The 26,498-nt window shown below is 64.5% G+C and carries 19 protein-coding genes; 18 read left to right on the top strand and 1 reads right to left on the bottom strand.

Annotated elements, in window-relative coordinates:
• Window positions 1–35: 35 nt before the first annotated feature.
• The 11 genes from GRI47_RS13330 (at window position 36) to GRI47_RS13380 (ending at window position 14,613) form a co-directional block, all read left to right on the top strand.
• Entirely contained in the window at window positions 36–986 is a 951-nt protein-coding gene (locus GRI47_RS13330) for an ABC transporter ATP-binding protein (protein ID WP_160661829.1), read from the top strand.
• Window positions 987–1,159: 173 nt separating this feature from the next.
• Window positions 1,160–2,752, top strand: a complete 1,593-nt coding sequence (nadB, locus tag GRI47_RS13335) for an L-aspartate oxidase (RefSeq protein WP_160661830.1) — start codon at window positions 1,160–1,162, stop codon at window positions 2,750–2,752.
• A 15-nt stretch (window positions 2,753–2,767) separates the two neighbouring features.
• Entirely contained in the window at window positions 2,768–3,667 is a 900-nt protein-coding gene (locus tag GRI47_RS13340) for an alpha/beta fold hydrolase (RefSeq protein WP_160661831.1), read from the top strand.
• Window positions 3,668–4,137: 470 nt separating this feature from the next.
• Entirely contained in the window at window positions 4,138–6,219 is a 2,082-nt protein-coding gene (locus GRI47_RS13345) for a ribonucleoside-diphosphate reductase subunit alpha (RefSeq protein ID WP_160661832.1), read from the top strand.
• Window positions 6,220–6,343: 124 nt separating this feature from the next.
• Complete coding sequence (locus GRI47_RS13350; RefSeq protein ID WP_160661833.1) at window positions 6,344–7,615, top strand: tyrosine-type recombinase/integrase; 1,272 nt, start codon at window positions 6,344–6,346, stop codon at window positions 7,613–7,615.
• 199 nt (window positions 7,616–7,814) lie between these two features.
• Window positions 7,815–9,326, top strand: coding sequence for a hypothetical protein (locus GRI47_RS13355; RefSeq protein ID WP_067505634.1), 1,512 nt, complete (start codon window positions 7,815–7,817; stop codon window positions 9,324–9,326).
• Entirely contained in the window at window positions 9,323–11,320 is a 1,998-nt protein-coding gene (locus tag GRI47_RS13360) for a hypothetical protein (RefSeq protein ID WP_067505637.1), read from the top strand. Before GRI47_RS13355 ends, GRI47_RS13360 begins: the two co-directional genes overlap by 4 nt.
• Window positions 11,301–11,792, top strand: coding sequence for a hypothetical protein (locus GRI47_RS13365; RefSeq protein WP_067576217.1), 492 nt, complete (start codon window positions 11,301–11,303; stop codon window positions 11,790–11,792). Before GRI47_RS13360 ends, GRI47_RS13365 begins: the two co-directional genes overlap by 20 nt.
• Window positions 11,793–11,877: 85 nt before the next feature.
• Entirely contained in the window at window positions 11,878–12,216 is a 339-nt protein-coding gene (locus tag GRI47_RS13370; protein ID WP_067500445.1) for a hypothetical protein, read from the top strand.
• The gene (locus tag GRI47_RS13375) at window positions 12,197–12,931 is read left to right on the top strand and encodes a nucleotidyl transferase AbiEii/AbiGii toxin family protein (protein WP_067505642.1); all 735 of its coding nucleotides are present in this window, start codon (window positions 12,197–12,199) and stop codon (window positions 12,929–12,931) included. Before GRI47_RS13370 ends, GRI47_RS13375 begins: the two co-directional genes overlap by 20 nt.
• Before the next feature lie 146 nt (window positions 12,932–13,077).
• Entirely contained in the window at window positions 13,078–14,613 is a 1,536-nt protein-coding gene (locus GRI47_RS13380) for a hypothetical protein (RefSeq protein ID WP_067505644.1), read from the top strand.
• Window positions 14,614–14,874: 261 nt separating this feature from the next.
• On the opposite strand, the gene GRI47_RS13385 is transcribed toward GRI47_RS13380, so the two are convergent.
• On the bottom strand, window positions 14,875–16,350 hold the full coding sequence (locus tag GRI47_RS13385; protein WP_160661834.1) for a helicase HerA domain-containing protein: 1,476 nt from the start codon (window positions 16,348–16,350) through the stop codon (window positions 14,875–14,877).
• 128 nt (window positions 16,351–16,478) lie between these two features.
• On the opposite strand from GRI47_RS13385, the gene acs reads away from it, so the two are divergent.
• From acs to GRI47_RS13420, 7 genes are all read left to right on the top strand, one after another.
• On the top strand, window positions 16,479–18,428 hold the full coding sequence (acs, locus tag GRI47_RS13390; RefSeq protein WP_160661835.1) for an acetate--CoA ligase: 1,950 nt from the start codon (window positions 16,479–16,481) through the stop codon (window positions 18,426–18,428).
• The gene (gene mtnP, locus GRI47_RS13395; RefSeq protein WP_160661836.1) at window positions 18,425–19,306 is read left to right on the top strand and encodes an S-methyl-5'-thioadenosine phosphorylase; all 882 of its coding nucleotides are present in this window, start codon (window positions 18,425–18,427) and stop codon (window positions 19,304–19,306) included. The genes acs and mtnP overlap by 4 nt, the downstream gene beginning before the upstream one ends.
• Window positions 19,307–19,308: 2 nt before the next feature.
• Window positions 19,309–20,802: a glycerol-3-phosphate dehydrogenase gene (gene glpD, locus GRI47_RS13400; RefSeq protein ID WP_160661837.1), complete on the top strand. Its 1,494-nt coding sequence runs from the start codon at window positions 19,309–19,311 to the stop codon at window positions 20,800–20,802.
• A gap of 90 nt (window positions 20,803–20,892) precedes the next feature.
• A complete protein-coding gene (gene putA, locus GRI47_RS13405) occupies window positions 20,893–24,060 on the top strand; it encodes a bifunctional proline dehydrogenase/L-glutamate gamma-semialdehyde dehydrogenase PutA (RefSeq protein WP_202387534.1) in 3,168 nt (1,055 codons plus the stop codon).
• A gap of 53 nt (window positions 24,061–24,113) precedes the next feature.
• Complete coding sequence (locus GRI47_RS13410) at window positions 24,114–24,641, top strand: hypothetical protein (protein ID WP_160661839.1); 528 nt, start codon at window positions 24,114–24,116, stop codon at window positions 24,639–24,641.
• A 55-nt stretch (window positions 24,642–24,696) separates the two neighbouring features.
• Window positions 24,697–25,251 carry a dCTP deaminase gene (gene dcd, locus GRI47_RS13415; protein ID WP_160661840.1) on the top strand — a complete coding sequence of 185 codons (555 nt, stop codon included), beginning with the start codon at window positions 24,697–24,699 and terminating at the stop codon, window positions 25,249–25,251.
• Window positions 25,252–25,310: 59 nt separating this feature from the next.
• Window positions 25,311–26,495 carry a saccharopine dehydrogenase family protein gene (locus GRI47_RS13420; protein ID WP_160661905.1) on the top strand — a complete coding sequence of 395 codons (1,185 nt, stop codon included), beginning with the start codon at window positions 25,311–25,313 and terminating at the stop codon, window positions 26,493–26,495.
• The last annotated feature ends 3 nt before the right edge of the window (window positions 26,496–26,498 follow it).

Raw genomic sequence — 26,498 nt, forward strand, 5'->3', positions numbered from 1 at the left:
GGCGCGAACGGGCAGGGGCGCTTATGTGCCCCCCCATGGACATCCAACCGGACACCCAACCCGCAATCCGCATCGACAACCTCCTCAAGCGTTACGGCGCCAAGGACGGAGACGGCGGCGGGAAGCTGGCCCTGAAGGGCGTCAGCTTCGACGTGCCCCAGGGCGGGATCTTCGGCCTGCTCGGCCCCAACGGGGCGGGCAAGTCGACGCTGATCAACATTCTCGCCGGGCTGGTCGACAAGACCGATGGCAGCGCCGAGATCTGGGGCTTCGATATCGACCGCAATCGCCGCAACGCGAAACGCTCGATCGGGATCGTGCCGCAGGAAATCGTCTTCGATCCCTTCTTCACCCCCTTCGAGGTGCTGGAGAACCAGGCGGGCTTCTACGGCATCCCCAAGGCGGAGCGGCGCAGCGAGGAATTGCTGGAAGCGGTGCGCCTGTCGGACAAGCGCGATGCCTATGCCCGCACCCTGTCGGGGGGCATGAAGCGGCGGCTTCTGATCGCCAAGGCCATGGTGCATTCCCCCCCGATCCTGGTGCTGGACGAGCCGACTGCGGGGGTCGATGTCGAACTGCGCCGCCAATTGTGGGAACTGGTCACCGAACTCAACGAACAGGGCGTTACCATCGTCCTCACTACCCACTACCTCGAAGAAGCCGAGGAATTGTGCGAGCGGATCGCGATCATCAATCACGGCGAACTGATCGCCAACAAGCCCACGCGCGAATTGATCGGGATGGCGCGCGAGAAGATCGTGTCGGTTTCGGTCGACAAGGATCTCGCGGGGCCGATCATGGAGGAAGCCTTCGTCAAATCCGAGGTGGTCGATCCGCGCCGGCTCGACGTGACCTATGATCGCGACGCGACCACGGCGGGGCAGGTTCTCTCGCTGATCCAGCAGCATGGCTATGCCATCGAAGACGTGACCACGCGCGAGGCGGATCTCGAAGACGTATTCGTCCAGCTGACGGCAGCGGTCTGAGCTTTTCACAAACCACGCATGTAAGCGTGGTGTAGCCTAGACTCGCAGTGTCCGGCTCCGATGCGGAAACCGGCACGAAGCGCGGTTTCATAGGGCAGCATCTACCCCCACCCCCCTGGGCTGGCACCGTTGCGCCCTTGCGCGATGGCGCGCCGCGTGTTCAAGCGCGGGATATGGCCACGCATCCTTATCAGCACGATATCCTCGTCATCGGGTCCGGCGCCGCCGGTCTGACCGCCGCGCTTGCGCTTGCCGAAACCCGCAAGGTGGTGGTGCTGGCCAAGGGCTCGCTCACCGGCGGGTCGACCGCCTGGGCGCAGGGCGGCATCGCCGCTGTCCTCGATGCGGGCGACACGTTCGAAAACCACGTGCGCGACACGATGATCGCGGGCGCAGGGCTGAACGATCGCGAGACGGTCGAATTCGTGATCGAGCGCGCGCCCGCCAGCATCGACCGGCTGAGCGAACTGGGCGTCCCCTTCAACCGCGAAAGCGACCACCTCCATCTGACGCGCGAAGGCGGGCATAGCCACCGCCGCATCGTCCATGTCGACGATGCGACCGGCTGGGCGGTTCAGGAAGCCTTATTGAACGCGGCGAAGGCCAACCCCAACATCACCCTGCTGCCGGGGCGCAGCTGCATCGACTTCATCACCGGCCGCAATGCCGAAAAATTCTCCGGCGGCGGGCGGGTCTGGGGCGCCTATGCGCTGAACGAGGAGACGGGCGCGGTCGAACGCCATGTCGCGCGCGCCACCGTTCTGGCCGCGGGCGGGGCGGGGCGCTGTTACCTCTTCTCCACCGCGCCGCGCGGCGCCACGGGTGACGGGATCGCCATGGCCTGGCGCGCGGGTGCCCGCGTCTCCAACATGGAGATGATGCAGTTCCACCCGACCTGCCTCTATAATCTCGAGGTCAAGAACTTCCTCATCACCGAAGCGGTCAGGGGCGAGGGCGGAAGGCTGATCAATCCGCGCACCAAGAAGCGCTTCATGGAATTCTACGACCCCGAACGGATGGAACTGGCCCCGCGCGACGTGGTGGCGAGAGCGATCGATGCCGAGATCAAGCGCTTCGGGCTCGACTATGTTCATCTCGACATCAGCCATATGCCGCCCGAATTCGTGCGCGAACATTTCCCCACCATCGACGAGAAGCTGTCCGGCCTCGGCATCGACATGACCATGCAGCCGATCCCGGTCGTGCCGGCACAGCATTACACCTGCGGCGGCGTGGTCGTGGATCTGGACGCGCGCACCGACCTGCCGGGCCTGTGGGCGGCGGGGGAATGCACTGAGAGCGGCTTGCACGGCGCGAACCGGCTGGCTTCGAACTCCCTGCTCGAATGCTTCGTCTTCGGCGAGGCGGCGGCGCGCGACATCCTCGAAAGGTGGGACACGCTCGAAGAACCGCCCGCGATCCGCGAATGGGACGATACGCAGGTCGCCGATTCGGACGAAGAGGTCGTCATCAAGCAGAACTGGACCGAAATCCGCCGCTTCATGTGGAATTATGTCGGCATCGTGCGCACCACGAAACGCCTCGAACGCGCGCAGAACCGCATCGCCATGCTGAAGCAGGAAGTCGAGGATTATTACGGCGCCTTCCGCGTGACGACCGATCTCATCGAACTGCGCAATCTGTTGCAGGCATCGGAACTGATCGTGAAGAGCGCGCTGAAACGCCACGAAAGCCGGGGCCTGCATTTCACGTTGGATTACCCCGAGACCGATCCGGTGGCGAAGGATACGGTGCTGGTGCCGTAACGCAGGAGAGAGCGAATGCCCCAAACCACCGCCAACGGCGTCACGATCCATTACGAGGATCACGGCAATCCGAGCGATCCCGCCATGCTGCTCATCATGGGGTTCGGCGCGCAATTGACCCTTTGGCCGGACGAGCTGGTCGAGGCGCTGGTCGGGCATGGGTTCCGGGTGATCCGCTACGACAATCGCGATGTCGGTCTCAGCCAGAAATTCACCGGCCAGAAGGCGCCGGGTCCGGTCAAACTGACGCTGCTCAAGAAGATCGGGCTGACGCCCAAGGTCCCGTATACTCTCGCCGATATGGCCGAGGATGCGGTCGGGCTGATGGATGCGCTCGAGATCGAGCGGGCGCATGTCGTCGGGGCGAGCATGGGCGGGATGATCGCGCAGCATGTCGCGGCGAAACATGCGGATCGCTGCCTCAGCTTCACGCAGGTCTTCTCGACCACCGGCAATCCGAAACTCCCGGCCGCACGCAAGGAGGCGTTGCAGGCGCTGGTCAAGCGGCCCGACAGCACCGAAGAGGCCGCGCTCGTCGCCCACGGGATGTATCTGGCGCGCACGATCGGCAGCCCTGCCTACCCGGCAGAGGAAGAGCGCCTGCGCGAAAGGGTCGAGGCGAGCATCCGCCGCAGCTTCTACCCTGAAGGCGGCACCCGCCATCTCGCCGCGATTCTGGCGGACGGGGACCGGCGCGAGATCGTGCGCGGCATCACCGTGCCGACACTCGTCCTGCATGGCGAGGACGATCCGCTGGTGCCCTGCGAGGGCGGGCGCGACACCGCCGCCTGCATTCCCGGTGCCATGATTCGCACCCTGCCGGGGTGGGGCCACGACCTCCCGCTGGAACTGGTCGACGAGCTTGCCGATGCGATCGCCGGACACGCGCATGAGGCCACCGGAGTGCCCGCCTAGATTCGATAATTGCGGGCGCGGATTCGATCGCTGCGCAACCGCCAGTGCGCCGCTTTTGCCCGCAAAAATTTTTTCACGGATTCATTTTCGCTCTTGCGCTCATCACAAGTCCAGCTTGGTCCACGCGTCGCTGCGTTGCAGTCGGATGACACACCGCCATTGGGCGGGGCCGGGACGCGTTAAAACACTCTTCACCCTCTTGCGCCCCGACCCGGTCTGATTCAGTATCTGGTAGTCGGGCACCTGGGGGGACCCACTAGACCTAGCGATTATCGCCGCCGGACCCATATGGGGCAGGTGGTGATTCCGTTCGGTCCTGGCTGGGCCCTGTGGGCAAAAAGGGGATAAGTTTCATGCCCCTTACGCCCCCGAATATTGCTAGGCGGGGGTAGCTCGCCGAATCGAACACATGCGGAACATCGGCTCATATCCGATCGGACGCGACACGAGACGAACGGCGAGGACGAGCGATGGATTTCAGGAACGAGGACGCGATGGAACTGGACATGACGCAGGACGATACGGCGACTGTCTCGGACGCGCCCGCCTCCAGCCCCGCGCCCAACAAGTCGCCCGAGAAAACGGGCGGAAAGGCAATCGACATGCAGGCAGGCGACAGCGGCAGCGACGAGCTGGTCAGCGAATCCGCGATCTCCGAAAAGGCCGATGCCGCGCTCGCCGGTGCGATGATGGAAGCGGTAAAGGCTTCGGCGGCGCCTGCCGACGATTCCAAGAAGATCAACGATCGCCGCTTCCAGGTCGTCACCGACACAAGCCGTGACGACCTGCTGACCGAATTCGGCAAGGAAACGCTGATCGATCGCTATCTCCTGCCCGGAGAGGACTTCCAGGATCTGTTCGCCCGCGTGGCGGATGCCTATGCCGACGATCAGGGCCACGCCCAGCGGCTCTACGACGCGATTTCGAAGCTGTGGTTCATGCCCGCCACCCCCGTCCTGTCGAATGGCGGCACCAATCGCGGCCTGCCGATCTCGTGCTATCTCAACAGCGTCGAAGACAGCCTCGAAGGCATCGTCGGCACCTGGAACGAGAATGTCTGGCTGGCATCGCGCGGCGGCGGCATCGGCACCTATTGGGGCCAGGTACGCGGCATCGGCGAGCCGGTGGGCCTCAACGGCAAGACCAGCGGCATCATCCCCTTCGTGCGCGTGATGGATTCGCTGACGCTCGCGATCTCGCAAGGCTCGCTGCGGCGCGGTTCGGCGGCCTGCTATCTCGACGTGTCGCACCCCGAGATCGAGGAATTCCTCGAAATCCGCAAACCTTCGGGCGATTTCAACCGCAAGGCCTTGAACCTGCACCACGGCGTGCTGCTGACCGACGAGTTCATGGAAGCGGTGCGCGCGGGCGAATCCTTCGACCTCGTCAGCCCCAAGGACGGATCGGTCCGCAAGACGGTGGATGCGCGCTCGCTGTTTCAGAAGCTGGTCGAAACCCGCCTCGCGACGGGCGAGCCCTATATCGTCTTCTCCGACACGGTGAACCGGATGATGCCCAAGCATCACCGCGATCTCGGCCTCAAGGTCTCGACCTCGAACCTGTGTTCGGAAATCACGCTGCCGACCGGCCGCGACCATCTCGGCAATGATCGGACCGCGGTCTGCTGCCTCAGCTCGCTCAACCTTGAAAAATGGGACGAGTGGAACGGCGACAAGCAGTTCATCGAGGATGTGATGCGCTTCCTCGACAACGTGCTTCAGGACTATATCGACCGCGCGCCGGACGAAATGGCGCGCGCCAAATATTCCGCCAGCCGCGAACGCAGCGTCGGCCTCGGCGTCATGGGTTACCACTCCTTCCTCCAGCAGAAGGGCATTGGCTTCGAAAGCCCGATGGCCAAGGTCTGGAACCTGAAGATGTTCAAGCATGTCAGCGCCAAGGCGGAAGAGGCCAGCATGGTCCTAGCCAAGGAACGCGGCCCCTGCCCGGATGCGGAAGAAATGGGCGCGATGGAGCGCTTCAGCTGCAAGATGGCGATCGCGCCGACCGCGTCGATCTCGATCATCTGCGGCGGCACCAGCGCCTGCATCGAGCCGATCCCGGCCAATATCTACACCCACAAGACCCTGTCGGGCAGCTTCGTGGTCAAGAACCCGTATCTCGAAAAGCTGCTGCGCGAGAAATCGAAGGATTCGACCAATGTGTGGAATTCGATCCTGGAGAAGGGCGGGTCGGTCCAGCATCTCGACTTCCTGAGCGCGGAAGAGAAGGCGACCTACAAGACCAGCTTCGAAATCGATCAGCGCTGGCTGCTCGAATTCGCCGCCGACCGCGCGCCCTTCATCGACCAGGCGCAGTCGCTGAACCTGTTCATCCCTGCCGATGTCGACAAATGGGACCTGATGATGCTGCACTTCCAGGCGTGGGAGAAGGGCATCAAGTCGCTCTATTACCTGCGCTCGAAGAGCGTGCAGCGCGCTGGCTTCGCGGGCGGGGTCGAGACCGACAACACCGCCGATGCCGCGAAATACGAGCTGTCGGCGGGCGCGGGCGAGCAGACCGATTACGAGGAATGTCTCGCCTGTCAATAGTAATGTTGTGCTGTGTCTCATTCTATGGAACAGGATGGGACTGCAGTCAATAAATGACTTGAAAAAGTGAGAAGGTGTGCCCTCATGGACCGGGAAACCCCGTAACCCATGAGGGCACACCGTCTTGCGTCTGGCTTTCGTCAATCCTGATCTTCTCGACCAGCCGGTCGACGAAACCCTCATGCCGAGAGAGCTCGAACGGTTCTGGCACGAGCGAGCCGGCCCGTTGGCGAAGTCGCTCTACTCCAGGATCGGGATCACCGGACGAGCCCCCTTCGTCCTCGATCAGAATTCAAATCCTCCTCAAATCCATCCTCAGTCCTCCAGCGTCCTGCGCAAGATGACCGAGCAGGTGCCCGGGCGGACCACCATGCGGACCTATGGTCAGCACGTCCTCAGGTTCGTCGCCACGCTAATGGAGGATGGCCATGACCTGACGACCGTCGAGCCGGGATACCTTTCCCAATACCGGGCTCGTCGCCTGGCGAGCACGACACCTCAGGGAAAGCCCCTGGATCCTGTCTCCTGGAACTCCGAAGCCGCCGCGCTGAAGACGATGTTCGATGCGGCCGTCCTCCTGCGTCTACGCCCCGACAACCCGACCGAACATCCGGCACTGCAGTGGTCCTTCAAGGGCGCCGCAGCTTCATCCGAAGAGCCCAAGTTCATCACACTCGACCGCTTCCGTATCTTCCGGGACGACGGGCTGATGGTGACCAAATCGCCGTTGCGCAACGCCGCCTTCGCCGAAACCATCCTGACGTCCGGCATGCGTCTCTACGAAAGCAGCAGGATGCCGCCATCGGCCGTTCCCTCTCGCTCCGAAAGCACCGGTGGTCGAGCGTTCACCTATCCAGTCCCTGCGATCGATGGAAAAGGCTATCGCGCCCGGAAAGTCCCCGTCGGCATCCACGCGTTCCGTCGCCTCCAAGCATATCAGCAACTCGAGCGACTGCCGGCGCTCGAACGCAAGGGGCTTTCGGCGTCCCCAGCTCCGCTGTGGATCAACCAATCCGGCGACCTCATGGGGATCGGCGGCTGGGAAAAGGTCTTCGAGAACGCATCCGAGCGATCGGGTGTCAAGGTGACGCCGCATACCCTCAGGCACACCTTCGCGGTCTACATGCTCTGCGCGCTCCTGCGTCGGCATCACGACAGCATGAAGATCAAGGACGATGTCAGACGCCTCACGGAAGGCGGTCGCGGTGACGTCTACGCTACGATCTTCGGCGACCCCCTCCGCGCCCTCCAGCGTCTCCTGGGTCACAAGCACTACGAAACGACCTTCATCTACCTCGACATCCTCAGCGCAGACGATTTCGTCATCGACGAGGCGCTGCGGATCTTCGAGGATACCCTGGGATCGGAGGAGGACTACCTTGACCTCATCCGCTGAGAACAGGAAGGATGCGTCCAATGACCGTCTCCCGCCGAGGCGGGGGCGGCCGCGGCGAAAAGTCCCGAGCCTCGACCGGGGAGGCGTTCTCCAGTTCCCCACCCGGTCGAATCCGAAGGATTGGCGGCATCGCCATTTCGAACGCAAGAACCCCCTGAACTGGGACTTCGCTTCGGTGCGTCCTGCCCTCGGGAGGGCCATGCTCGATGCGGTCCACAGGATGTCGGGACCCGGCAAGGCCATCGCCACCGGATCGACGGCCTTGGCCTACCAGACACAGAGCAAGCCCTTTTTCCTCTGGCTGGCAGAAACGGAAAAGGACGCGCGAGGTCAGGAGCCCGGCAAGGAAGACACCATCCTCGATCCTCAGATCGTCGAGGACTTCCGCATAGCCATGGACCTGCGTGCGACGCTGGGAGAAGTCACCGGCACCACCGCCTATGCCTACAAGGCCGCGCCGCTGAGAATCCTGCGACAGCTGTATCTCGAGGACGCGGCGGTATTGGGCCCGAGTTGGCGTGACGAGGACTTCCTTCCCGGCGAGCGGATCGACGATACGAAGCCCAACGCACCCTATTCGCTCGCCGAATCGCAGCGCATCATCTCCGCCTGTGCGGCCATACTGCACCGGACGCACGATAGTGGCGACCCCGGGGACAGGGCGGTCATGGAGATCGCCGCCTTTGTCATCATCGGCCTGAAGCTCGGGATCGAGCCCGAATGCCTTCCCGTGCTCACGCTGGCGAATCTCAGGCCCGATGGGCGGCGCATCAAGGTGCGCTACATCAAGCGGCGCGGCGGTGGCGGAAACGGATTTCGCAAGAGCCGAACCACCAACCCGAGCGACTGCGGCATCGACACCGAGGAGGAGGCCATCGCGGACGGGACCTCGTTCCGGGAAGCCGCCGGGGCCCTCGCTCTCCTGCGGGATCGAGCCAGAGAGAGGCAGGACCAGGATGGCGGAGCCGACGATGCGACACCGCTGTTCACGTTCCACTGCGCCGCCGATGCCTTCAGGGCATTCAGCGACCATCTCAACGAGAGCGGCCTACGAGATGATCACGGCGGGCGATTGCCGATCGTCAGGAACAGGCTGCGCCCGACCTGGCGGACCCAGCGCACGATCAGGCATGGAGGCCGACTGTCAATCGACAGGTCGGACAACTCGGCCGACGTGCGCGCCAAGCACTATCTCGACAACGACCGTATCCGACCCTTTCTCGAGAATGCGGTCCTCGACGCGCAGGCCCAGGCCTGGAACCATGCGCTCTCCAGGCGGATCGTCGATCTTCCGAACGACGCATCCGACGATCAGGTATCGGCAGCCGCACAAAAGGCCGAAGTCGCCGAGAACGACATCGCGACCGCGCTGTCCGGCGAGCAGGACCTGTGGCTCGCCAGCTGCCGCGACTTCACGAATTCCCCGTTCGACAAGCCGGGCACACCCTGTTCGAAGGCCTTCTTCGGCTGCGTGGTCTGTCCCAACGCTCTGATCACGCGTCGATCCCTGCCCGCGATCCTCGGCTTCCGGGCGCATGTCGAGCGGCGCCGCGACGAGATGGGGTCACCCGAGTGGGAGGCCCTCTACGGCGCTGCGTGGCGTGAGATCACCCATGCCATCCTCCCCCAGTTCGACCAACGCACCGTCGCAGAGGCGGAAACGATCGCCAGGGGGCTGGACATGCATCTCCCTCCCGAGATGCTGCAATGAACGCGCATGCCGGCCATATCCGGGCTCAAGATGAGCGCAGCCAGCGGTCGCCCCACGGCGAATCGCCCATCCTGCTGCGTCGTCCCGACCTCAAGGGTCGGTTCGACGCGATGGTCTGGGATCTGACGGAGACGGATCACCATTCCGGCCGTGTCGAATCGATCTGCCGGATCGACTGGAACGACGTCGCCGCGAACCACCCGGGCTGGCTCTCCATCTGCAAGGAACTGTGCTGGCACCGGTTGAACACGCCGCTGGCGACCCAGAAGACGATCGGCAGCTACCATGCCTCACGCGAGCAGCTGAGGATGAAGCGGTTCCTGCGTTGGCTGGACGTCAAGCACCCCGATGTCGCGGGTCCTCTGGACCTCCGCCAGCGGCACGTCCACGAATATCGCGTATGGCTGGAGAACCATGGCCCGGAAGATGCAGTCAATGCCTCCGGCGCGAATGTGCGGACGGGTTCCTCCTGCAGCCCGCAGACGGTCTGGAGCTATCTCCTCCCGATAAAGGCGCTCGACGTCTTCCGTGAACGCCTGAATTCCCCACTGCCATTCTCCCCCTACGACGGCAACCTGACCGCAAAGATGCTCGGCGCCGGCGAGGCCAATGAGGAGAACGCGACCGAACCCCTGCCGGACGAGGTCATCGCGACGCTTATCGACTGTGCGCGACGCTATATCGAGCACTATGCACCCACCGTGCTTGCGATGCGGGAAGAGATGCACGAATTCTGGGACGATGGCAGGGCTGATTTTCCCGGTTGGAAGACATCACCTGGCACCTGCCCCGAGACGGGCATCACCTGGATGCCGGACCGCAAGAAGGCGGCGCACCATCTCTATCGCGAGGAACTCGGCCATCTTGTCGCCGCCTGCCTCATCGTGATCCTCTACCTTTCCGGAATGAGGTCAGGGGAGGCCAGTAACCTCGGTTCCGACTGCCTCGACCGTCCCGTCGACAGGGCTACAGGCCTCCGCGACCGCTGGCGCATAAGCGGCATACCGCTCAAAAAACGCGGCAAGGGCAAGGAGGGCAAGCCTCCACCCGTGGAATGGGTGGTCCCGGATATCGTCGCCCAGGCCGTGCAGATGCTGCAGAAGCTTCTGGCACCATACCGCGCGATGCACGGGTCGGATCTGCTCATGCTGAGCAAGGATGCCCTGCGCAAGCCCAAGTCGCGAGACAGGAAGCTGCTGCGTTCATCGAAGACCGGCTATCCACTGTCCGTCACCTCCATCGGAAGCCTGATCAACCTGTTCTACGAACGGGCGAGATGGCAGCGGGACGCGATCGCCCAGACAGACCCGAGTCTCACCCAGGCGCCCGATTATCACATCAAGCCGAGCCAGTTCAGGCGCACGCTCGCGAGGTTCATCGCGAGGCAGCCTTTCGGCATCATCGCCGGACGCCTCCAATATCATCATGTCTCGACGGCCGTCTTCGAAGGATACGCCGGCTCCATCTCCGACACCTTCGCTCTCGATGTCGAAGACGAGCGCATACTCGCGGGCATCGACATCCTCGAGGAGATGAGGAGTGATGCCCGGGCAGGCTGGCGGGCTGGGCCAGGTGCCAGCCGTGTTCTGGCTGAATGGGAGAACGTGCGTGAAGTGGGCCTCGCATCGGCCGTGGTCGACACGTCCTCGAAAGGAGCGGTGCTCGACAACAGCGTGCGCAAGCTCGTTCAGACGGTCCATGTCGGTAGCCTGAGCTACTGCGTGTTCAACGTGAGCAACGCGCTCTGCTTGACGGAACAGGAAAAGTCCTCACCGGGCGCGTCCCCGGCGATAAGCATGTGCTCTCCGGACAAGTGCGCCAATTCGGTGATAGCGCCCTGCCACGTTCCCAAGTGGCAGGGCCTGCTCGACGAGGTCCGGAGACTATCCGGAACCGCCCGGAGCGGACCGCAGAAACAGTCACTCCGGACCGCCGCCGAGAGATACGAAGGGGTGATCGCCAAGGCACAGGGAGGTGGAAATGGAAAAGATTGACCAGACCTCCTTCGAGGAACTCAGAAAGGACAATGCGGACCGCCTTCACGAACTCGACGTGCTGGCGGGAGGAGGCGACCTTCGCGGAACGGAAACGACCGAAAGGACGATCCGGGCCGGAATCGACCGCTTCTGCCGCGGGACCACGCAGACGGACGGCTCCTGGACGGTCGTCAACCTGGTCGAGGAGACCGGCGTCCCGCGGCCGACGCTCTATCGTTACAAGCGCGAACTCGAACTCTTCCAGAATCTTGGCGCATCGGCTCCGCACGGCGGCGCGCGCGAAGAGCTGAAACGCCTACGGAGCGAATTGGCAGCAGAACGCGAAGCCGCGAAGGCGGAACGCGCGCGACACCGCAATGCCGAAGCCGTCCTCGTGGAGCGCATCCACGCACTATCCCTACTGGTGGCTTCGGCGATGGGAGAAGATTCGCTGCCGCGAATGATCGAACTCAGCAACCCGCCCGAGTAGATCGTAGCTAAGGAAATGTCGCTGGTGATGGAAAACGGGTAGGAAACGCCTATCCTGATGAGGTTGAAGAGAAGGGAAAAAGCAGATGACGCATGCAGTGACCATTGCCGACGACCGGCTCGAAACCGCCATGGCTCTTCCAGGCGCAAGGCGTTCCCTGCGGGTGGCGATCGGTCATCTGAACGTGTCCCTTCCCCACAATGTGAGCGAGCGGGAGCTGCTCTGCTCGCTACTCGACATCCAGCCATTCTCCATCGACAGGGTCTGCGTCAGGGAATTCCTCAACGAGGCCGAACTCGAGACGCTGTCCGACCTCGTGACATCGGGGGCCATCAGCTACGACCAGCTCGCCGATGCTGCCTCGCTGCACCTGCCTTCCGGACACGAGACGAGGAGGTGGCTCGATGACCGCAAGGGCCTCTGAATGGCGAAAGCTCCTCGACAAGGCGCTTCCGGCGCTGGATCACGTGTTCGGCGCGCAACCGGAGAAGACGGATAGCCCCGACTGGACGCTCGGGGGTGGCACCGCGATCGCCATCCAGATCGACCATCGCATATCCTACGACATCGACATCTTCGTGCCGGGCACTGCGCTCAGGAACTTCGTGCCCGCGAACAATCCTGCCTCACGCGGCATTTCCGAACGCTTCCAGTGGCCGGGTCACTACCTGAAGTTCGAGCTCGACGAGGGAGAGATCGACTTCCTCTCCCCACCCCTGCAGACCGAACCGGGCTTCGAGTGGGCCAGATACGGGGATCGGCGGATCGCCCTCGAGACACCCGAGGAAGTGATCATCAAGAAAATCCGATATCGATCAGCCAAGTTCACGCCTCGTGACGTCTACGATCTGGCAGCCGTTTCCCAGGAAAGGACCGCCCTCGCCACGATCATGTCGGAAGAGACATCCGACGCCCTGCCGCGCCTCAAGGAGTCGCTGCGCATATTGGAGGCCAAGGGCGGGACCGATCTGTCCTCCTACGTCACGCCAACAGCTAAGGGGCGGGCGATCCTCCACGACGCGTTCCGCGTCGCCAAGGCGACTGTCGGCGAAGCCATGGGCATGGCGGACCGGACCTCGCGGCAGACGTCACATGATCCACGTCGATTCCCGCCGCCGGATCGCGGCATCGGGGACTGATACGCCCAGAATCCGGCTGACCGCCGCCAGCTGATCCTCTGCGCGAGGATCGGAACTAACCACCACATCAAAACACATCGCGTCTACCCGTGGAGGCTTTGCCTCCGCGGTGCTTCGACGTGTCCACCTCGAGGAAGGAGGCCATCATGAGCAATGTCTGGTCGCGAATGCCGCATTGGTCCACGCTGCTGCAGCGATGGACCGGAGCGATGGAACGCCACGGCGTCAACCTCGAAGAAGGGCTGACGACCGTGGTCGACGTCGTATGCGACGATCTGTCCGAACTGCGGACCGTCTCGGGCCTGCGTCACATGTGGATCGATCGCGGCTCGAGCCTTTATGACCGTCCCATTCCCGCCTTCCACCTGCTTTCGCTGGAAAGTCAGCGCGACCGCTTGCATGACGCGAACGAGGTGCTCCGCGCACTCGGCGAGACCGGCGGGAACCCGGAGCTGGTCGCTGCCGTGATGATCGCCGCGACCGCTGCCGGCTACGACGACCACGACGACAGCCTGCAGGCGGCGGGCAGGATGGCCATGGCGATCCTCGAAGCACATGCGATCGATCCGCCTCGCCAGGACAGGCGGCCGGTTTTCCTCATGGAGGACCGGTTCGACCTCGGCGGACTGGCATCGGAACGCCTCGCCGATGCGCTCGCACGCGAACATGCCGGCATATTCCAAAGCGTCCTGGCGGCCCGCATCAGGTATCTCGTCAAGACCGCTGAAGGCGTCCGCATTCCCGCCCGCGAGGAGCTGGCCATCGGCCTGCCCGGTGAATTCGATCTCGCATTCGGTGCGCGGACCAGGCCAGTGACGAGCGGATCACCTGACGGCGCACGTGAGAATACAATAAGGGTCGCGCTCTCCAGCCTCCCGCGCGACGAACTGATCATGATCCTGGACGCGATCACTGCAGGGCTCGCGGCGGGTGGTCACGACATCGATGCGGTGACCAGTTTCGATCCCGAACGACGGTCGAGCAGCTACTTCGGACCGGCCATCCGCGCGACCGTAGACGCCAATACGAGAAACGGATGGCTCGTGCGGGTGAGCCGCCCCACCCTGATCACCATCAAGCCTGAGGACGCCGATTCCTGCACGGTCCTCGTCGGTCTTGACGGTTCGGTCAGGACCGAGGACATCGAGGCGCTGGGCAGACTCATGAAGCGCGCCATTGAAGCCGGTAAGCGCATCGACGTCGAAGGGCTCAGGATCGAGGATTGGGAGCATGTCGATCCCCGTGACCTGCGGGTGGACAGCCTGACGAGACGCATCGCCCACCTACGGGGAATCGATCTCATCCACGATGTCCGGTGGAGGTGGGGTGACGAAGGAAAAGAGGATCCGACCCCGATCTCCGAAAAGAACGTCCGTTCCATCGGCCTCAGGGCCACTGACCGGAGAGTGCATATACTGCGCCATTGGCTGCCTTGCCCGCGCGATGGAGCGTTACTGTTCGAGGACGACGGACGGACGCAAACCATCCGGACGCCTCGTGCCATCGGCCGAGACGCGTTGGACCGGCCCATCGCAGAAGTCCTCGATCAACCCGATCTGGCCGATATCCACGATGTGATCGTCGACGACATCATGACCGATGCGGACGGGAGAAGCGTTCTCTACCTCCGCTCCCGTCCCACTTCACTGCCGTTTCCCGACGAATTCCGAAGAGCGGAGTGAGACAGACAAGCCATGATTTAACCTTGGAGAACTGGCGACCTTGTCCTAGAATCAGGATGAACGTCATTCTCCTCCCAACCGACCGAATGACAGGAGAAGAACCAATGAACACCACGTTGCACAAATGCATCTGGCAGGTGCGCAATTGCGCAGTGAGACACCCTCACATTCTAACTAAGGCATGCCAGTAAGGCGGTCGATTTCGGAATAGAAACACATGGCCGGGAGCGTTCGCGCTTCCGGCCATTTTGTTTGTCGCGCTCAGACGGTTTCCAGCCCCGCCACCGTCACCGTGCGCTCGCCGCCGAAATCCTCGCGCACCACGATCAGGCCCTGCCTTTCGAGATGGTCGAGCAGGCGGCGGATGCGGCTGGGCGAGGAGCTGCCATAGGCGCGGGCGAGTTCGTCCTCGTCGGGCGCGGTGCGGCCGAGCGCCGCGTTGACCGCCAGCGTCAGATAGGGCGCGAGGACGTCTTCGGGCACGGCTTGGGCCAATTCCTCGATCGTCTCGCGCTTGCCCGGCTCAAGCCGGTCGAGCCCGCTGCTGGCATAGGCGAACAGGCGGCGGAACTGCATCATGTCGACATGCGCGCTCGGCACGCCCGCCTGGCGGCAGCGGACCGCGAAATTGCGGAACAGCGAAGTCTGCGACTGGAAGGTCGCTCCGTCCTCCATCGCCAACTCGCGCACGATTCGCTCTAGCCCTTCCTCCGCATCTTCCCTCGACGGGGCCGGGGCTGCGGATGCGGCATCCGGCGTCTCGTCATCGCCGGGTGCCGGTCGCTCGACGGCTGCGCTCGCCGCGATCGCCTGTTCGATCTCAGCCGATGGCCGGGGCGCGGGGGCCGGGCGCGGCGGCGGCGCGGGTTCGGCGGCGGCCTGGGCGAGATCGGTGTGGAGCAGCGCTTCCAGCTCGCCCCCGCTCGCATCGGGCAAAGGCATCAGCCCTTCGGACGCGTTCTTGCCGCCGGTCCTGACCGATCCGATTTCGACCGCGACCGGGCTGCGGCTGATCGCGGGGCCGAGGCCGAGGAAATGGCCGCGCTGCAAGTCGCGGATGCGTTCGGCCTGCCTACGGTCCATGCCGAGAAGGTCGGCGGCGCGCTGCATGTCGATGTCGAGGAAGGTGCGGCCCATCAGGAAGTTCGACGCTTCGGCGGCTACGTTCTTGGCGAGCTTCGCCAGCCGCTGCGTCGCGACGATCCCGGCAAGGCCGCGCTTCCTGCCCCGGCACATCAGGTTCGTCATGGCGGACAGGGTCATCCGCCGCGTATCTTCCGCCATCTCGCCAGCGGCGGCGGGCGCGAACATCTGCGCCTCGTCCACCACCACGAGCGCGGGATACCAGTGTTCGCGCGGGGCATCGAACAAAGCGGTCAGGAACAGGGCGGCGCAGCGGATCTGCTGTTCGACCTCCAGCTCGTCCAGCGCCAGGACGACCGAGGCGCGGTGCTGGCGGATGCGCGCGGCCAGCGTCTCGATCTCGCGCGAGGTGTGCGCGCCGCCGTCGATCACGATATGGCCGAATTCGTCGGCAAGGCTGGTGAAATCGCCTTCGGGGTCGATCACCACCTGCTGGACGAGGCCAGCGCTCTGTTCGAGGAGGCGGCGCAGAAGGTGCGACTTGCCCGAGCCCGAATTGCCCTGGACGAGCAGGCGCGTGGCGAGGAGTTCCTCCACGTCCACGGGCACGGTTTGCCCGCCCGCCTGCCTGCCGATTTCGATCTGCGCCCTCACGCGATACCGGATAGAGGCCTGCGCGCGCGAGGCAAAGGGAGGATGCGGATTTATCCAGTGCTTGACCCGACCAGCGGATTGCGGTTCCCCCTTCCCGAAGCCGAGAAGATGACACGATGGAGAGAGCGATGGCGGATCAGGCGGAATGGGTGAAGCGGCCCGAAGCGGCGATCGCGGCGGCGCGGTGCACCGAAACCGAATATGACGCGCTCTATGCGCGCAGCCTGAAGGATGCGGACGGGTTCTGGGCCGAACAGGCCGAGCGGCTCGACTGGATCGCCAAACCGTCGACCATCGCGGACTGGTCGTTCGATCCGGTCGCTATCAAGTGGTTTTCCGATGGCAGGCTCAACATCTGCCACAGCGCCGTCGATCGCCATGTCGAGAACGGCCATGGCGATGCGATCGCGCTGATCTTCGAGCCCGACGATCCGAAAAGCGATGCGCGCCAGATCACCTATGCCGATCTGCAGCGCGAGGTCGTCAAGATGGCGAACACGCTCAAGACTATGGGCGTCGAAAAGGGCGACCGGGTCACGATCTATATGCCGATGGTGCCCGAAGGCGCCTTCGCCATGCTGGCCTGCGCGCGGATCGGGGCGGTGCATTCGGTGATCTTCGGCGGTTTCTCGCCCGAAGCGATCGCGGGACGGGTCGAGGACTGCGAGAGCGACTGGATCGTCACCGCCGACGAGGGCCTGCGCGGCGGTAAGCGGATCCCATTGAAGGCCAATGTCGACAAGGCGCTCGAAAAAGTTTCGGTGAAGGCGGTTCTGGTGCTGCGCCATACCGGCGGCGATATCGCGATGAGCGAGGGGCGCGATCACTGGTATCACGAACTGTCGGAGGGCGTTTCCGACAGCTGTCCCTGCGAGCCGATGGACGCCGAAGACCCGCTCTTCATCCTTTATACCAGCGGTTCCACCGGCAAGCCAAAGGGGGTGCTGCACACGACCGGCGGTTATGCCGTCTGGACCGAGACGACTTTCCGCTACGTCTTCGATTACCGGCCGGGCGAGGTCTATTGGTGCACCGCCGATATCGGCTGGGTCACCGGGCACAGCTATATCGTTTACGGTCCGCTCTTGAACCGGGCGACCGCGCTGATGTTCGAAGGGGTGCCGAATTACCCCGATCACGACCGGTTCTGGGCGGTGTGCGAGAAGCATCGGGTCAACATCTTCTACACCGCCCCCACCGCGATCCGCGCCCTGATGCGCGAAGGGGCGGGCCATGTCGCGAAGCACGATCTCTCTTCGCTCCGCCTGCTCGGTAGTGTGGGCGAGCCGATCAATCCCGAAGCCTGGCGCTGGTATCACGATCATGTCGGCCGCGGCGAAGCGCCGATCGTCGACACCTGGTGGCAGACCGAGACGGGCGGGATCATGATCACCACGCTTCCCGGTGCGCACGACATGAAGCCGGGCAGCGCGGGCAAGCCCTTTTTCGGGATCGTGCCCGAACTGGTCGAGAACGACGGTGTGGTTTTGGAGGGCAAGGCCGAGGGGAATCTCTGCATCGCGAGGAGCTGGCCCGGCCAGGCGCGCACCGTCTATGGCGATCACGACCGTTTCGTGCAGACCTATTTCAGCACCTATCCGGGCAAATATTTCACCGGCGACGGATGCCGCCGCGATGAAGACGGCTATTACTGGATCACGGGGCGGGTGGACGATGTCATCAACGTCTCGGGCCACCGCATGGGCACCGCCGAGGTCGAGAGCGCGCTGGTCCTGCATCCCAAAGTGTCCGAAGCCGCCGTCGTCGGCTATCCGCACGATATCAAGGGGCAGGGGATCTATTGCTACGTGACTCTGAACGCGGGCGAGGAGCCGGACGGCGATCTCGAAGCGGAATTGCGCCAATGGGTGCGTAAGGAGATCGGCCCGATCGCCACGCCCGACCATCTCCATTTCACCCCCGCTCTGCCCAAGACGCGCAGCGGCAAGATCATGCGACGCATCCTGAGGAAGATCGCGGAGCAGGAATACGGCTCGCTGGGAGACACCTCGACTCTGGCCGATCCGGGAATCGTCGACGCGCTGATCGAAACGCGGAAAGGTAACGCGGCGCGATGAGCGGGGAATGGGTCCTCGGAATCATCGGCGGATCGGGCCTTTACGCCATGGATGCGTTGGAGGACGAGCAGTGGATCGAGGTGAAGTCCTCGTTCGGGGAACCGTCCGACGCGATCCTGTGCGGGCGGATCGCGGGCGTGAAGGTGCGCTTCCTCCCCCGCCACGGGCGCGGGCATCGCATCCTTCCCGGCCAGTTGAATGCGCGCGCGAATATCGATGCGATGAAGCGCGCCGGCTGCACCGATCTGCTCGCCATCTCGGCGGTCGGGTCTTTGTCGGAACCGCTCGCGCCCGGCCATTTCGCGGCGGTCGACCAGTTCATCGACAGGACCCAGGGCCGCGCCTCGACCTTTTTCGATAACGGCCTCGTCGCCCATGTCTCGATGGGCGATCCGGTCTGCCCGCGCCTGTCGGGATACGCCGCCGATGCGGTCGAGCGGGCGGGCGGCACGGTGCGGCGCGGCGCCACCTATCTGGCGATGGAGGGCCCGCAATTCTCCACCCGCGCCGAAAGCAAGCTCTACAGAAGCTGGGGCGCGGAGGTGATCGGCATGACGGGAATGCCCGAGGCCAGGCTCGCCCGCGAGGCGGAGCTGCCCTATGCCCTGATGGCCATGGTCACCGATTATGACAGCTGGCGGGACAAGGAGGCGGCGGTCGATGTCTCCGACATCCTCGAAACCATGCACGCCAATGGCGAGATCGCGAGGAAGGCGGTCGAGAAACTGTGCGCCCTCCTCCCCGAACGCCGCGAAGCGTCGCCGATCGATACCGCGCTCGAACACGCCATAATCACCGCGCCCGAACAGCGCGATCGCGCGGTGATGGCGCGGCTCGATGCGGTGGCGGGCCGCGTGCTGAACGGGGGACAAAGCTAGCCTTGCGCGATCTGCTTGTCATCGGCGGCGGGATCAACGGCGCGGGCATCGCCCGCGACGCCGCCGGGCGCGGCCTGTCGGTGACCTTGTGCGAGAAGGACGATCTCGCCGCCCATACCTCGTCCGCCAGCACCAAGCTGGTCCATGGCGGGCTGCGCTATCTCGAGACCTACGAATTCCGCCTTGTCGCCGAGGCCTTGCGCGAGCGCGAGGTGCTGCTGAAGGCCGCGCCCCATATCGTTTGGCCGCTGCGCTTCGTGTTGCCGCATGACAGGAATCTGCGCCCGCGCTGGATGCTGCGGCTGGGCCTGTTCCTCTATGACCGGATCGGCGGGCGGCGCACCCTGCCGGGGAGCCATGGCGTCGACCTTCGCAAACCGCCGCATCGCGCGATCCTCAAGGACCGGCTGACTCGCGGGTTCGAATATTCGGACTGCTGGGTCGAGGATTCGCGAATGACCGTGCTGGCCGCAATGGATGCGCGCGAGCTGGGCGCGGAAATTTTGACGCGCACCGAATGTATCGGGCTGGAACGGACCGCGGATGGCTGGATCGCCGCCTTGCGCCAGCCGGACGGCAGCGAGCGCGTGGTCGAAGCGCGCGCCGTGGTCAATGCCGCAGGGCCTTGGGTGGACGGGATCGCGGGCCTCGCTCTCGGCAGGGGAACGCCCGCGCGGCTGAGGCTGGTCAAGGGCAGCCACATCATCGTGCCGCGCCTTTATCAGGGCGACCATGCCTATATCTTCCAGCAGGAGGACGGGCGGATCGTGTTCGCGATACCTTACGAGCACGACTTCACGCTGATCGGAACGACGGACGAGCTGTTCGAAGGCGATCCGGGGACGGTCGCGATCTCGCCCGAAGAGCGCGCCTATTTGCGCGATGCGGTCGGCGGGTATTTCCGCACGGGCATCGCGGAGGAGGATATCGTCTCGACCTATGCGGGCGTGCGGCCGCTCTATGACGATCATGCCGCCAGCAATTCCACCGTCACCCGCGATTACGTGTTCGAACTGGACGCCGATGATGGCGCCGCGCCGATCCTGTCGATCTATGGCGGCAAGATCACCACCTTCCGCAAGCTTGCCGAACACGCGCTCGAAAAACTGTCGGATCACCTGCCGATGCGCGAAGCCTGGACGAAGGACGCGCCGCTGCCCGGTGGCGACATGGCGGATTTCGAAGGCTTCGTGAAACGCGCGGGCGAGCGGTATTCATGGCTGCCGCCCCGATTGCTGCGCCGCCTCTGCCGCGCCTATGGGACGCGGATCGACCGGGTGATCGGCACGGCGGACGGGATGGACCGGCTGGGCGAACATTTCGGCGGCGACCTCTACGAGGCGGAATTGCGCTATCTCGCCCGCGAGGAATTCGCGCAGTGCGCCGAGGACGTGCTGTGGCGGCGCGGCAAGCTCGGCCTGCATCTCCCGGACGCTGCGGCATCGCGGATCGACGCGTGGTTTGCGGCCGGGATTGCAGGCGGGTCGGCGGCTTAGGCGGACAACTAGGACTGAGCGAGTCGACTTCGCTTGAATGCGCCTGCCAAGGGGTCCACATGCCCCTGAATGAACGCCCATTCGCAACCCATGTCCGCCTCCCCCGCCGCCTCCACCCGCGCGATCGCCGCTGATCCTCTCGACAGGACGACGTTGCGACAGGCCTACCGGATGGAGGAAGAGGCCTGCATTGCCGAGCGACTCGATCAGGCGCGGGCGGTAAGCCAGGCGCACGCGAAATCGGCCAAGCTCGCGGTCCGGCTGGTCGAAGGCGCGCGCAAGCGCAAGGCGAGCGGGATCGACGCCTTCCTGCAGCAATTCGGCCTCGCCACCGAAGAGGGCATCGCGCTGATGTGCCTCGCCGAAGCGCTGCTGCGCGTCCCCGATGCGCAGACCGCCGATGCGCTGATCCGCGACAAGATCGGCGATATCGACTGGCGCGAACATCTCGGCGAAAGCAGCTCGACCTTCGTCAACGCCGCTACCTTCTCGCTGATGCTGACGGGCGAGGTGCTGGAGCGCCCGCTGGAAAGCCAGAAGGGGATGCGGCGTACGCTTAAGGCGACCGTCAATCGCCTGGGCGAGCCGGTGATCCGCAAGGCCACGCTTCAGGCGATGCGCATCCTCGGCGGCCAGTTCGTGTTCGGCCGCACCATCGACGAGGCGCTGAAGCGCGCCCAGCCCGAACGCGCGCGCGGCCTCACCCACAGTTTCGACATGCTCGGCGAAGCGGCGATGACCTTCGCCGATGCCGAACGCTATCGCGTATCCTACGAACAGGCGATCGACCGCCTTTCGCGCGAGACCGGGGCGGGCCTCACGGCATCGCCGGGGATTTCGGTAAAGCTGTCGGCGCTCTATCCCAAATACGACTTCATGCACGCCGACGCCGCCGTTGCCGCGCTGGTGCCGATCGTGCACGCTCTCGCGAGCCGGGCGCGCGATGCGGACATGCATTTCACCATCGACGCGGAGGAAGCCGAACGGCTCGACCTCTCGCTCGACGTGTTCGAAGCGCTGGTCGCCGATGACAGCCTGTTCGCCAACGGGACGGCGGGCGGCTGGACCGGGTTCGGCCTCGCCATCCAGGCCTATCAGAAGCGCGGCGTTCCCTTGTGCGACTGGACCGCGAAGCTGGCGCGGCGCCACGGGCGCAAGCTGTTCGTGCGCCTGGTCAAGGGTGCTTACTGGGATACCGAGGTCAAACTCAGCCAGGTCGGCGGATACAAGGATTTCCCCGTCTTCACGCGCAAGATCGCGACCGACGTGTCCTATCTCGCCTGCGCCGAACGGCTGCTGGCGGCAGGCGATCTGGTCTATCCCGCTTTCGCCACGCACAATGCGTATACGGTCGCCTCGATCGTGTCGCTGGCGGAGCGTGAGCAGAGAATGGGAAAATTTGAGTTCCAGCGCCTCCACGGCATGGGCGAGGACATTTACGGCGCCTTGGCCCAGGAAGAAGGCAATGCGCGCACGCCGGTGCGGATCTATGCGCCGGTCGGTACGCACAAGGACCTGCTCGCCTATCTGGTGCGGCGCCTGCTCGAGAACGGGGCCAATTCCAGCTTCGTCAATCGCATGGCGGATGTCGATGTCCCTGCCGAGGACCTCGCCACCGATCCGGTCGCGGAGCTGGCCGCGCTCGCGCCGCGCCGCAATCCCGATATCCCGCTGCCCAAGGATATCTTCCCCAATCGCCGGAACAGCGCCGGGATCGACCTCGCCGATCCGCTGGTGCGCGAGCCGCTCTTGGAACGGCTCGAAGCGCTCGACGAGAAGCATTGGCACGCGCAGCCCACCTTCATGAGCGACGAGGAGGGCGAGATCGCCCCGATCGACAAGCCGCACGATCTGAATGACGAGGTCGGGACGCGGCGCGATGCGCTGCCGCACGAGGTCGAGGATGCGATCACCCGCGCGCGCGAAATCCAGCCGCGCTGGAACGCCTTCGGGGGCGAGCGGCGTGCGCTCCTGCTCGAGGAAGCGGCCGACCTGTTCGAGGCGCACACCGACGAGTTCCTCTCGCTCTGCCAGCGCGAGGCGGGCAAGACCCTGCCCGACGCCGTGCTCGAACTGCGTGAGGCGGTCGATTTCCTGCGCTATTACGCAGTCGAGGCGCGGCGCCAGTTCGCCGAACCGATCATGCTGCCCGGACCTACCGGGGAAGAGAACCGGCTGACCATGGCAGGGCGCGGCGTGTTCGCCACGATCAGCCCGTGGAATTTCCCGCTCGCTATCTTCATCGGCCCCGCCGCCGCCGCGCTGGCGGCGGGCAACACCGTCGTCGCCAAGCCCGCCCCGCAGACGCCGCTGATCGCCGCTTTCGCGGTAAGGCTGTGCCACGAGGCGGGCATCCCGCCCGAAGTCTTCCAACTCTTGCCCGGCGCGGGCGAAGTCGGCGAGATGATCACCTCCGACCCGCGCCTTGCGGGTGTTGCCTTCACCGGATCGACCGCCACCGCGCAGGCGATCAATCGCGGCCTCGCCGCGCGCGAGGGGCCGATCGCCACGCTGATCGCGGAAACCGGCGGGCAGAACGCGATGATTATCGATTCGACCGCCCTGCCCGAACAGGTCACGCGCGATGTCGTCGCGAGCGCGTTCCAGAGCGCGGGCCAACGCTGTTCGGCCCTGCGCACGCTCTATATCCAGGAAGACGTCGCGGACGAGATGCTGACGATGATCCGCGGCGCGTTCGAAGCGCTGACGATCGGCGATCCGCAGGACCTCGCCACCGATGTCGGCCCGGTGATCGATCCGGACGCCAAGGCCGCGCTCGAACGCCATGTCGCCCGGCGCAAGAAGAACGGACGGCAGGTCTGGCGGCGCAAGCTCAACAAGGGGCTCGCGGCAGGCTGCTTCGTCGCGCCGACCATCATCGAGATGGACTCGATCCTCGACCTGAAGCGCGAGAATTTCGGGCCGATCCTACACGTCGTCCGCTTCCGCGCCGACCAGCTCGGCCAGGTGGTCGAGGATATCAATTCGACCGGATACGGGCTGACGATGGGCCTTCACAGCCGCCTCGAAGCGACGCGCGAATTCGTCGAGGCGCGGGCGCGGGTCGGCAATTTCTACGTCAACCGCAACCAGATCGGCGCGGTCGTGGAAAGCCAGCCCTTCGGTGGCGAGGGCATGTCGGGGAGCGGCCCCAAGGCGGGTGGCCCGCATTACGTCGCGCGCTTCGCGACCGAACGCGTGGTCTGCATCGACACCACGGCGGCGGGTGGCAACGCGACGCTGCTCGCATCTCTCTGAGAAGCGGCGCTTTTCATGGACGGTTCAACAAGGAACGGGTTAGGACGCGCATCATGCGTATCCTGACCCAATTCGTTCTTGCTCTCACCGCCCTGTTCTGGGCCGCCGCCGCGCAGGCCGAGGTGCGGGTGACCTTCCACAGTTTCGACGGATCGGTGCTGTTCGGGCGCTATCCCCACACCTTCATTTCGATGGAGGGCACGCTGGAGGATGGGACGCCGGTGAAGGAGAATTACGGTTTCTCGGCCAAGAGCGCCGGCCCTGCCGTGCTCGCCGGACCGGTCAAACACATCGTGATGACTGAGAAGGACAAATATGTCCGCTCGACCAACCGCCATTTCACCGTGGCGGTGGACGATGCGAAATATCACGACATCCGGCGCGAGGTCTTCCGCTGGCGCGACGCGCCGGGGAAATATTACGATCTCGACACGCGCAATTGCATCCATTTCGTCGGGGCGATCGCCGAGATGGTCGGCGTGAAGGTGGACTATCCCGAAAAGATGCTGCGGCGTCCCAAGGCCTGGCTCAATCACGTGACCGCGATGAATCCCCAACTGGGTGCCGCCCAGATCGACTGAGGGAAACTGATGGCCAGCGCTTGCCCGCTGGCCCGCCATCGGCAATCACGCCCCTATGGCGATTCTCTCCGACAAATGGATCCGCGACAAGGCGCTGAACGAGGGCATGATCGAGCCCTTCGTGGAAGCGCAGCGGCGCGACGGCTGCATTTCCTACGGGCTCAGCTCGTTCGGTTACGACGCGCGGGTCGCGCCCGAATTCAAGATCTTCACCAATGTCGACAGCGCGGTGGTCGATCCCAAGGATTTCGCCGCCAACAGCTTCGTCGACCGCGAGACCGATGTCTGCGTGATCCCGCCCAACAGCTTCGCGCTTGCCCGCACGGTCGAATATTTCCGCGTGCCGGAAGACGTGCTGGTGATCTGCCTCGGCAAGAGCACCTATGCGCGGTGCGGGATCATCGTGAACGTCACGCCGCTGGAGCCGGGCTGGGAAGGGCATGTGACGCTCGAATTTTCGAACACCACGCCGCTGCCCGCGAAAATCTACGCCAATGAGGGCGCGTGCCAGTTCCTTTTCCTGCAAGGCAATGAACGGCCGGAGGTCACCTATAACGACCGGGCGGGCAAATATATGGGCCAGCGCGGGGTGACCTTGCCGAGACTGTAAGGTCGGGCTTTGACTCGAAAGCTCCCCGCGCGCATTCAGGCGCGACAGGGAGAACGATGATGAGCAAATCCGCACGCGAATTCGATATCGTGGTCTATGGGGCGACCGGTTACACGGGTCGCCTCGTCGCCGAACATTTCGTCTGCGAATATGGCAGCGCGGCCGATGCGCCGAAATGGGCGATGGCGGGCCGCGATCCGGGCAAGCTCGAGCGGGTGCGCGACGAGATCGGCGCGCCGTCCTCCACCCCGCTGATCGTCGCCGATGCCGATGACACCGCCTCGCTCGACGCGATGTGCGAGCGTACGCGCGTCGTCCTCTCCACGGTCGGCCCCTACCAGCTCTATGGCGATGCCCTCGTCGCGGCCTGCGTCAGGGCGGGCACCGATTATGCCGATCTGTGCGGCGAACCTGCATGGATGCACGAACAGATCGCGCTCCATCACGAGGCCGCGAAGCAGAGCGGTGCGCGCATCTGTTTTTCGAGCGGTTTCGATTCGATCCCCTTCGATCTCGGCGTGCTGATGCTCCAGAAGGAAGGCAGAGCGCAGAACGGAAGCCCCGCGCCGCGCGTAAAGGGGCGGGTCCGCGCGATGCAGGGGACGTTTTCGGGCGGGACCGCCGCCAGCCTCGGCGCGACGATGAAGGCGGCGGCGAAGAAGCCGTCCCTGATCAAGATTCTGAACGATCCCTTCGCCCTGACGCCCGGATTCGAAGGGCCGGACCAGCCCAACGGACTGATTCCCCATTACGAGGACGAGCTGGGCAAATGGGCCGCGCCCTTCATCATGGCGTCGATCAACACGAAGAACGTCCACCGCACCAATTACCTGCGCGGCCATCCCTATGGGAAGGACTTCCGGTATGACGAGATGATGCTGACCAGCCCCGGCGAGGCGGGCAAGGCCGCCGCCGACGCGGTGACCAAGATGCTCAAGAATCCCTTCGGCGCGAAACCGCCCAAGCCCGGCGAGGGGCCGAGCGCGGAGGAGCGCGAGAACGGCTTCTACGACCTCGTCTTCGTCGGCGAATGGCCCGACGGGAAGCGGATGCATTACGCGGTCAAGGGCCGCTACGATCCCGGTTACGGGTCGACCAGCCGGATGCTGGGCGAGACCGGGATGGCCTTGCTCGAATGCGACGAGCCGGGCGGAGTCGGGACGCCGGGCAGCTTCCTCGGCGAAGCGCTGGTCGAGCGCCTGCGCGACCATGCGGCGCTCACTTTCCAGTTGGAGAAAGGCTGATCC

Origin of the sequence: Qipengyuania pelagi, from assembly GCF_009827295.1 — a bacterium.
Classification (GTDB): Bacteria; Pseudomonadota; Alphaproteobacteria; order Sphingomonadales; family Sphingomonadaceae; genus Qipengyuania; species Qipengyuania pelagi.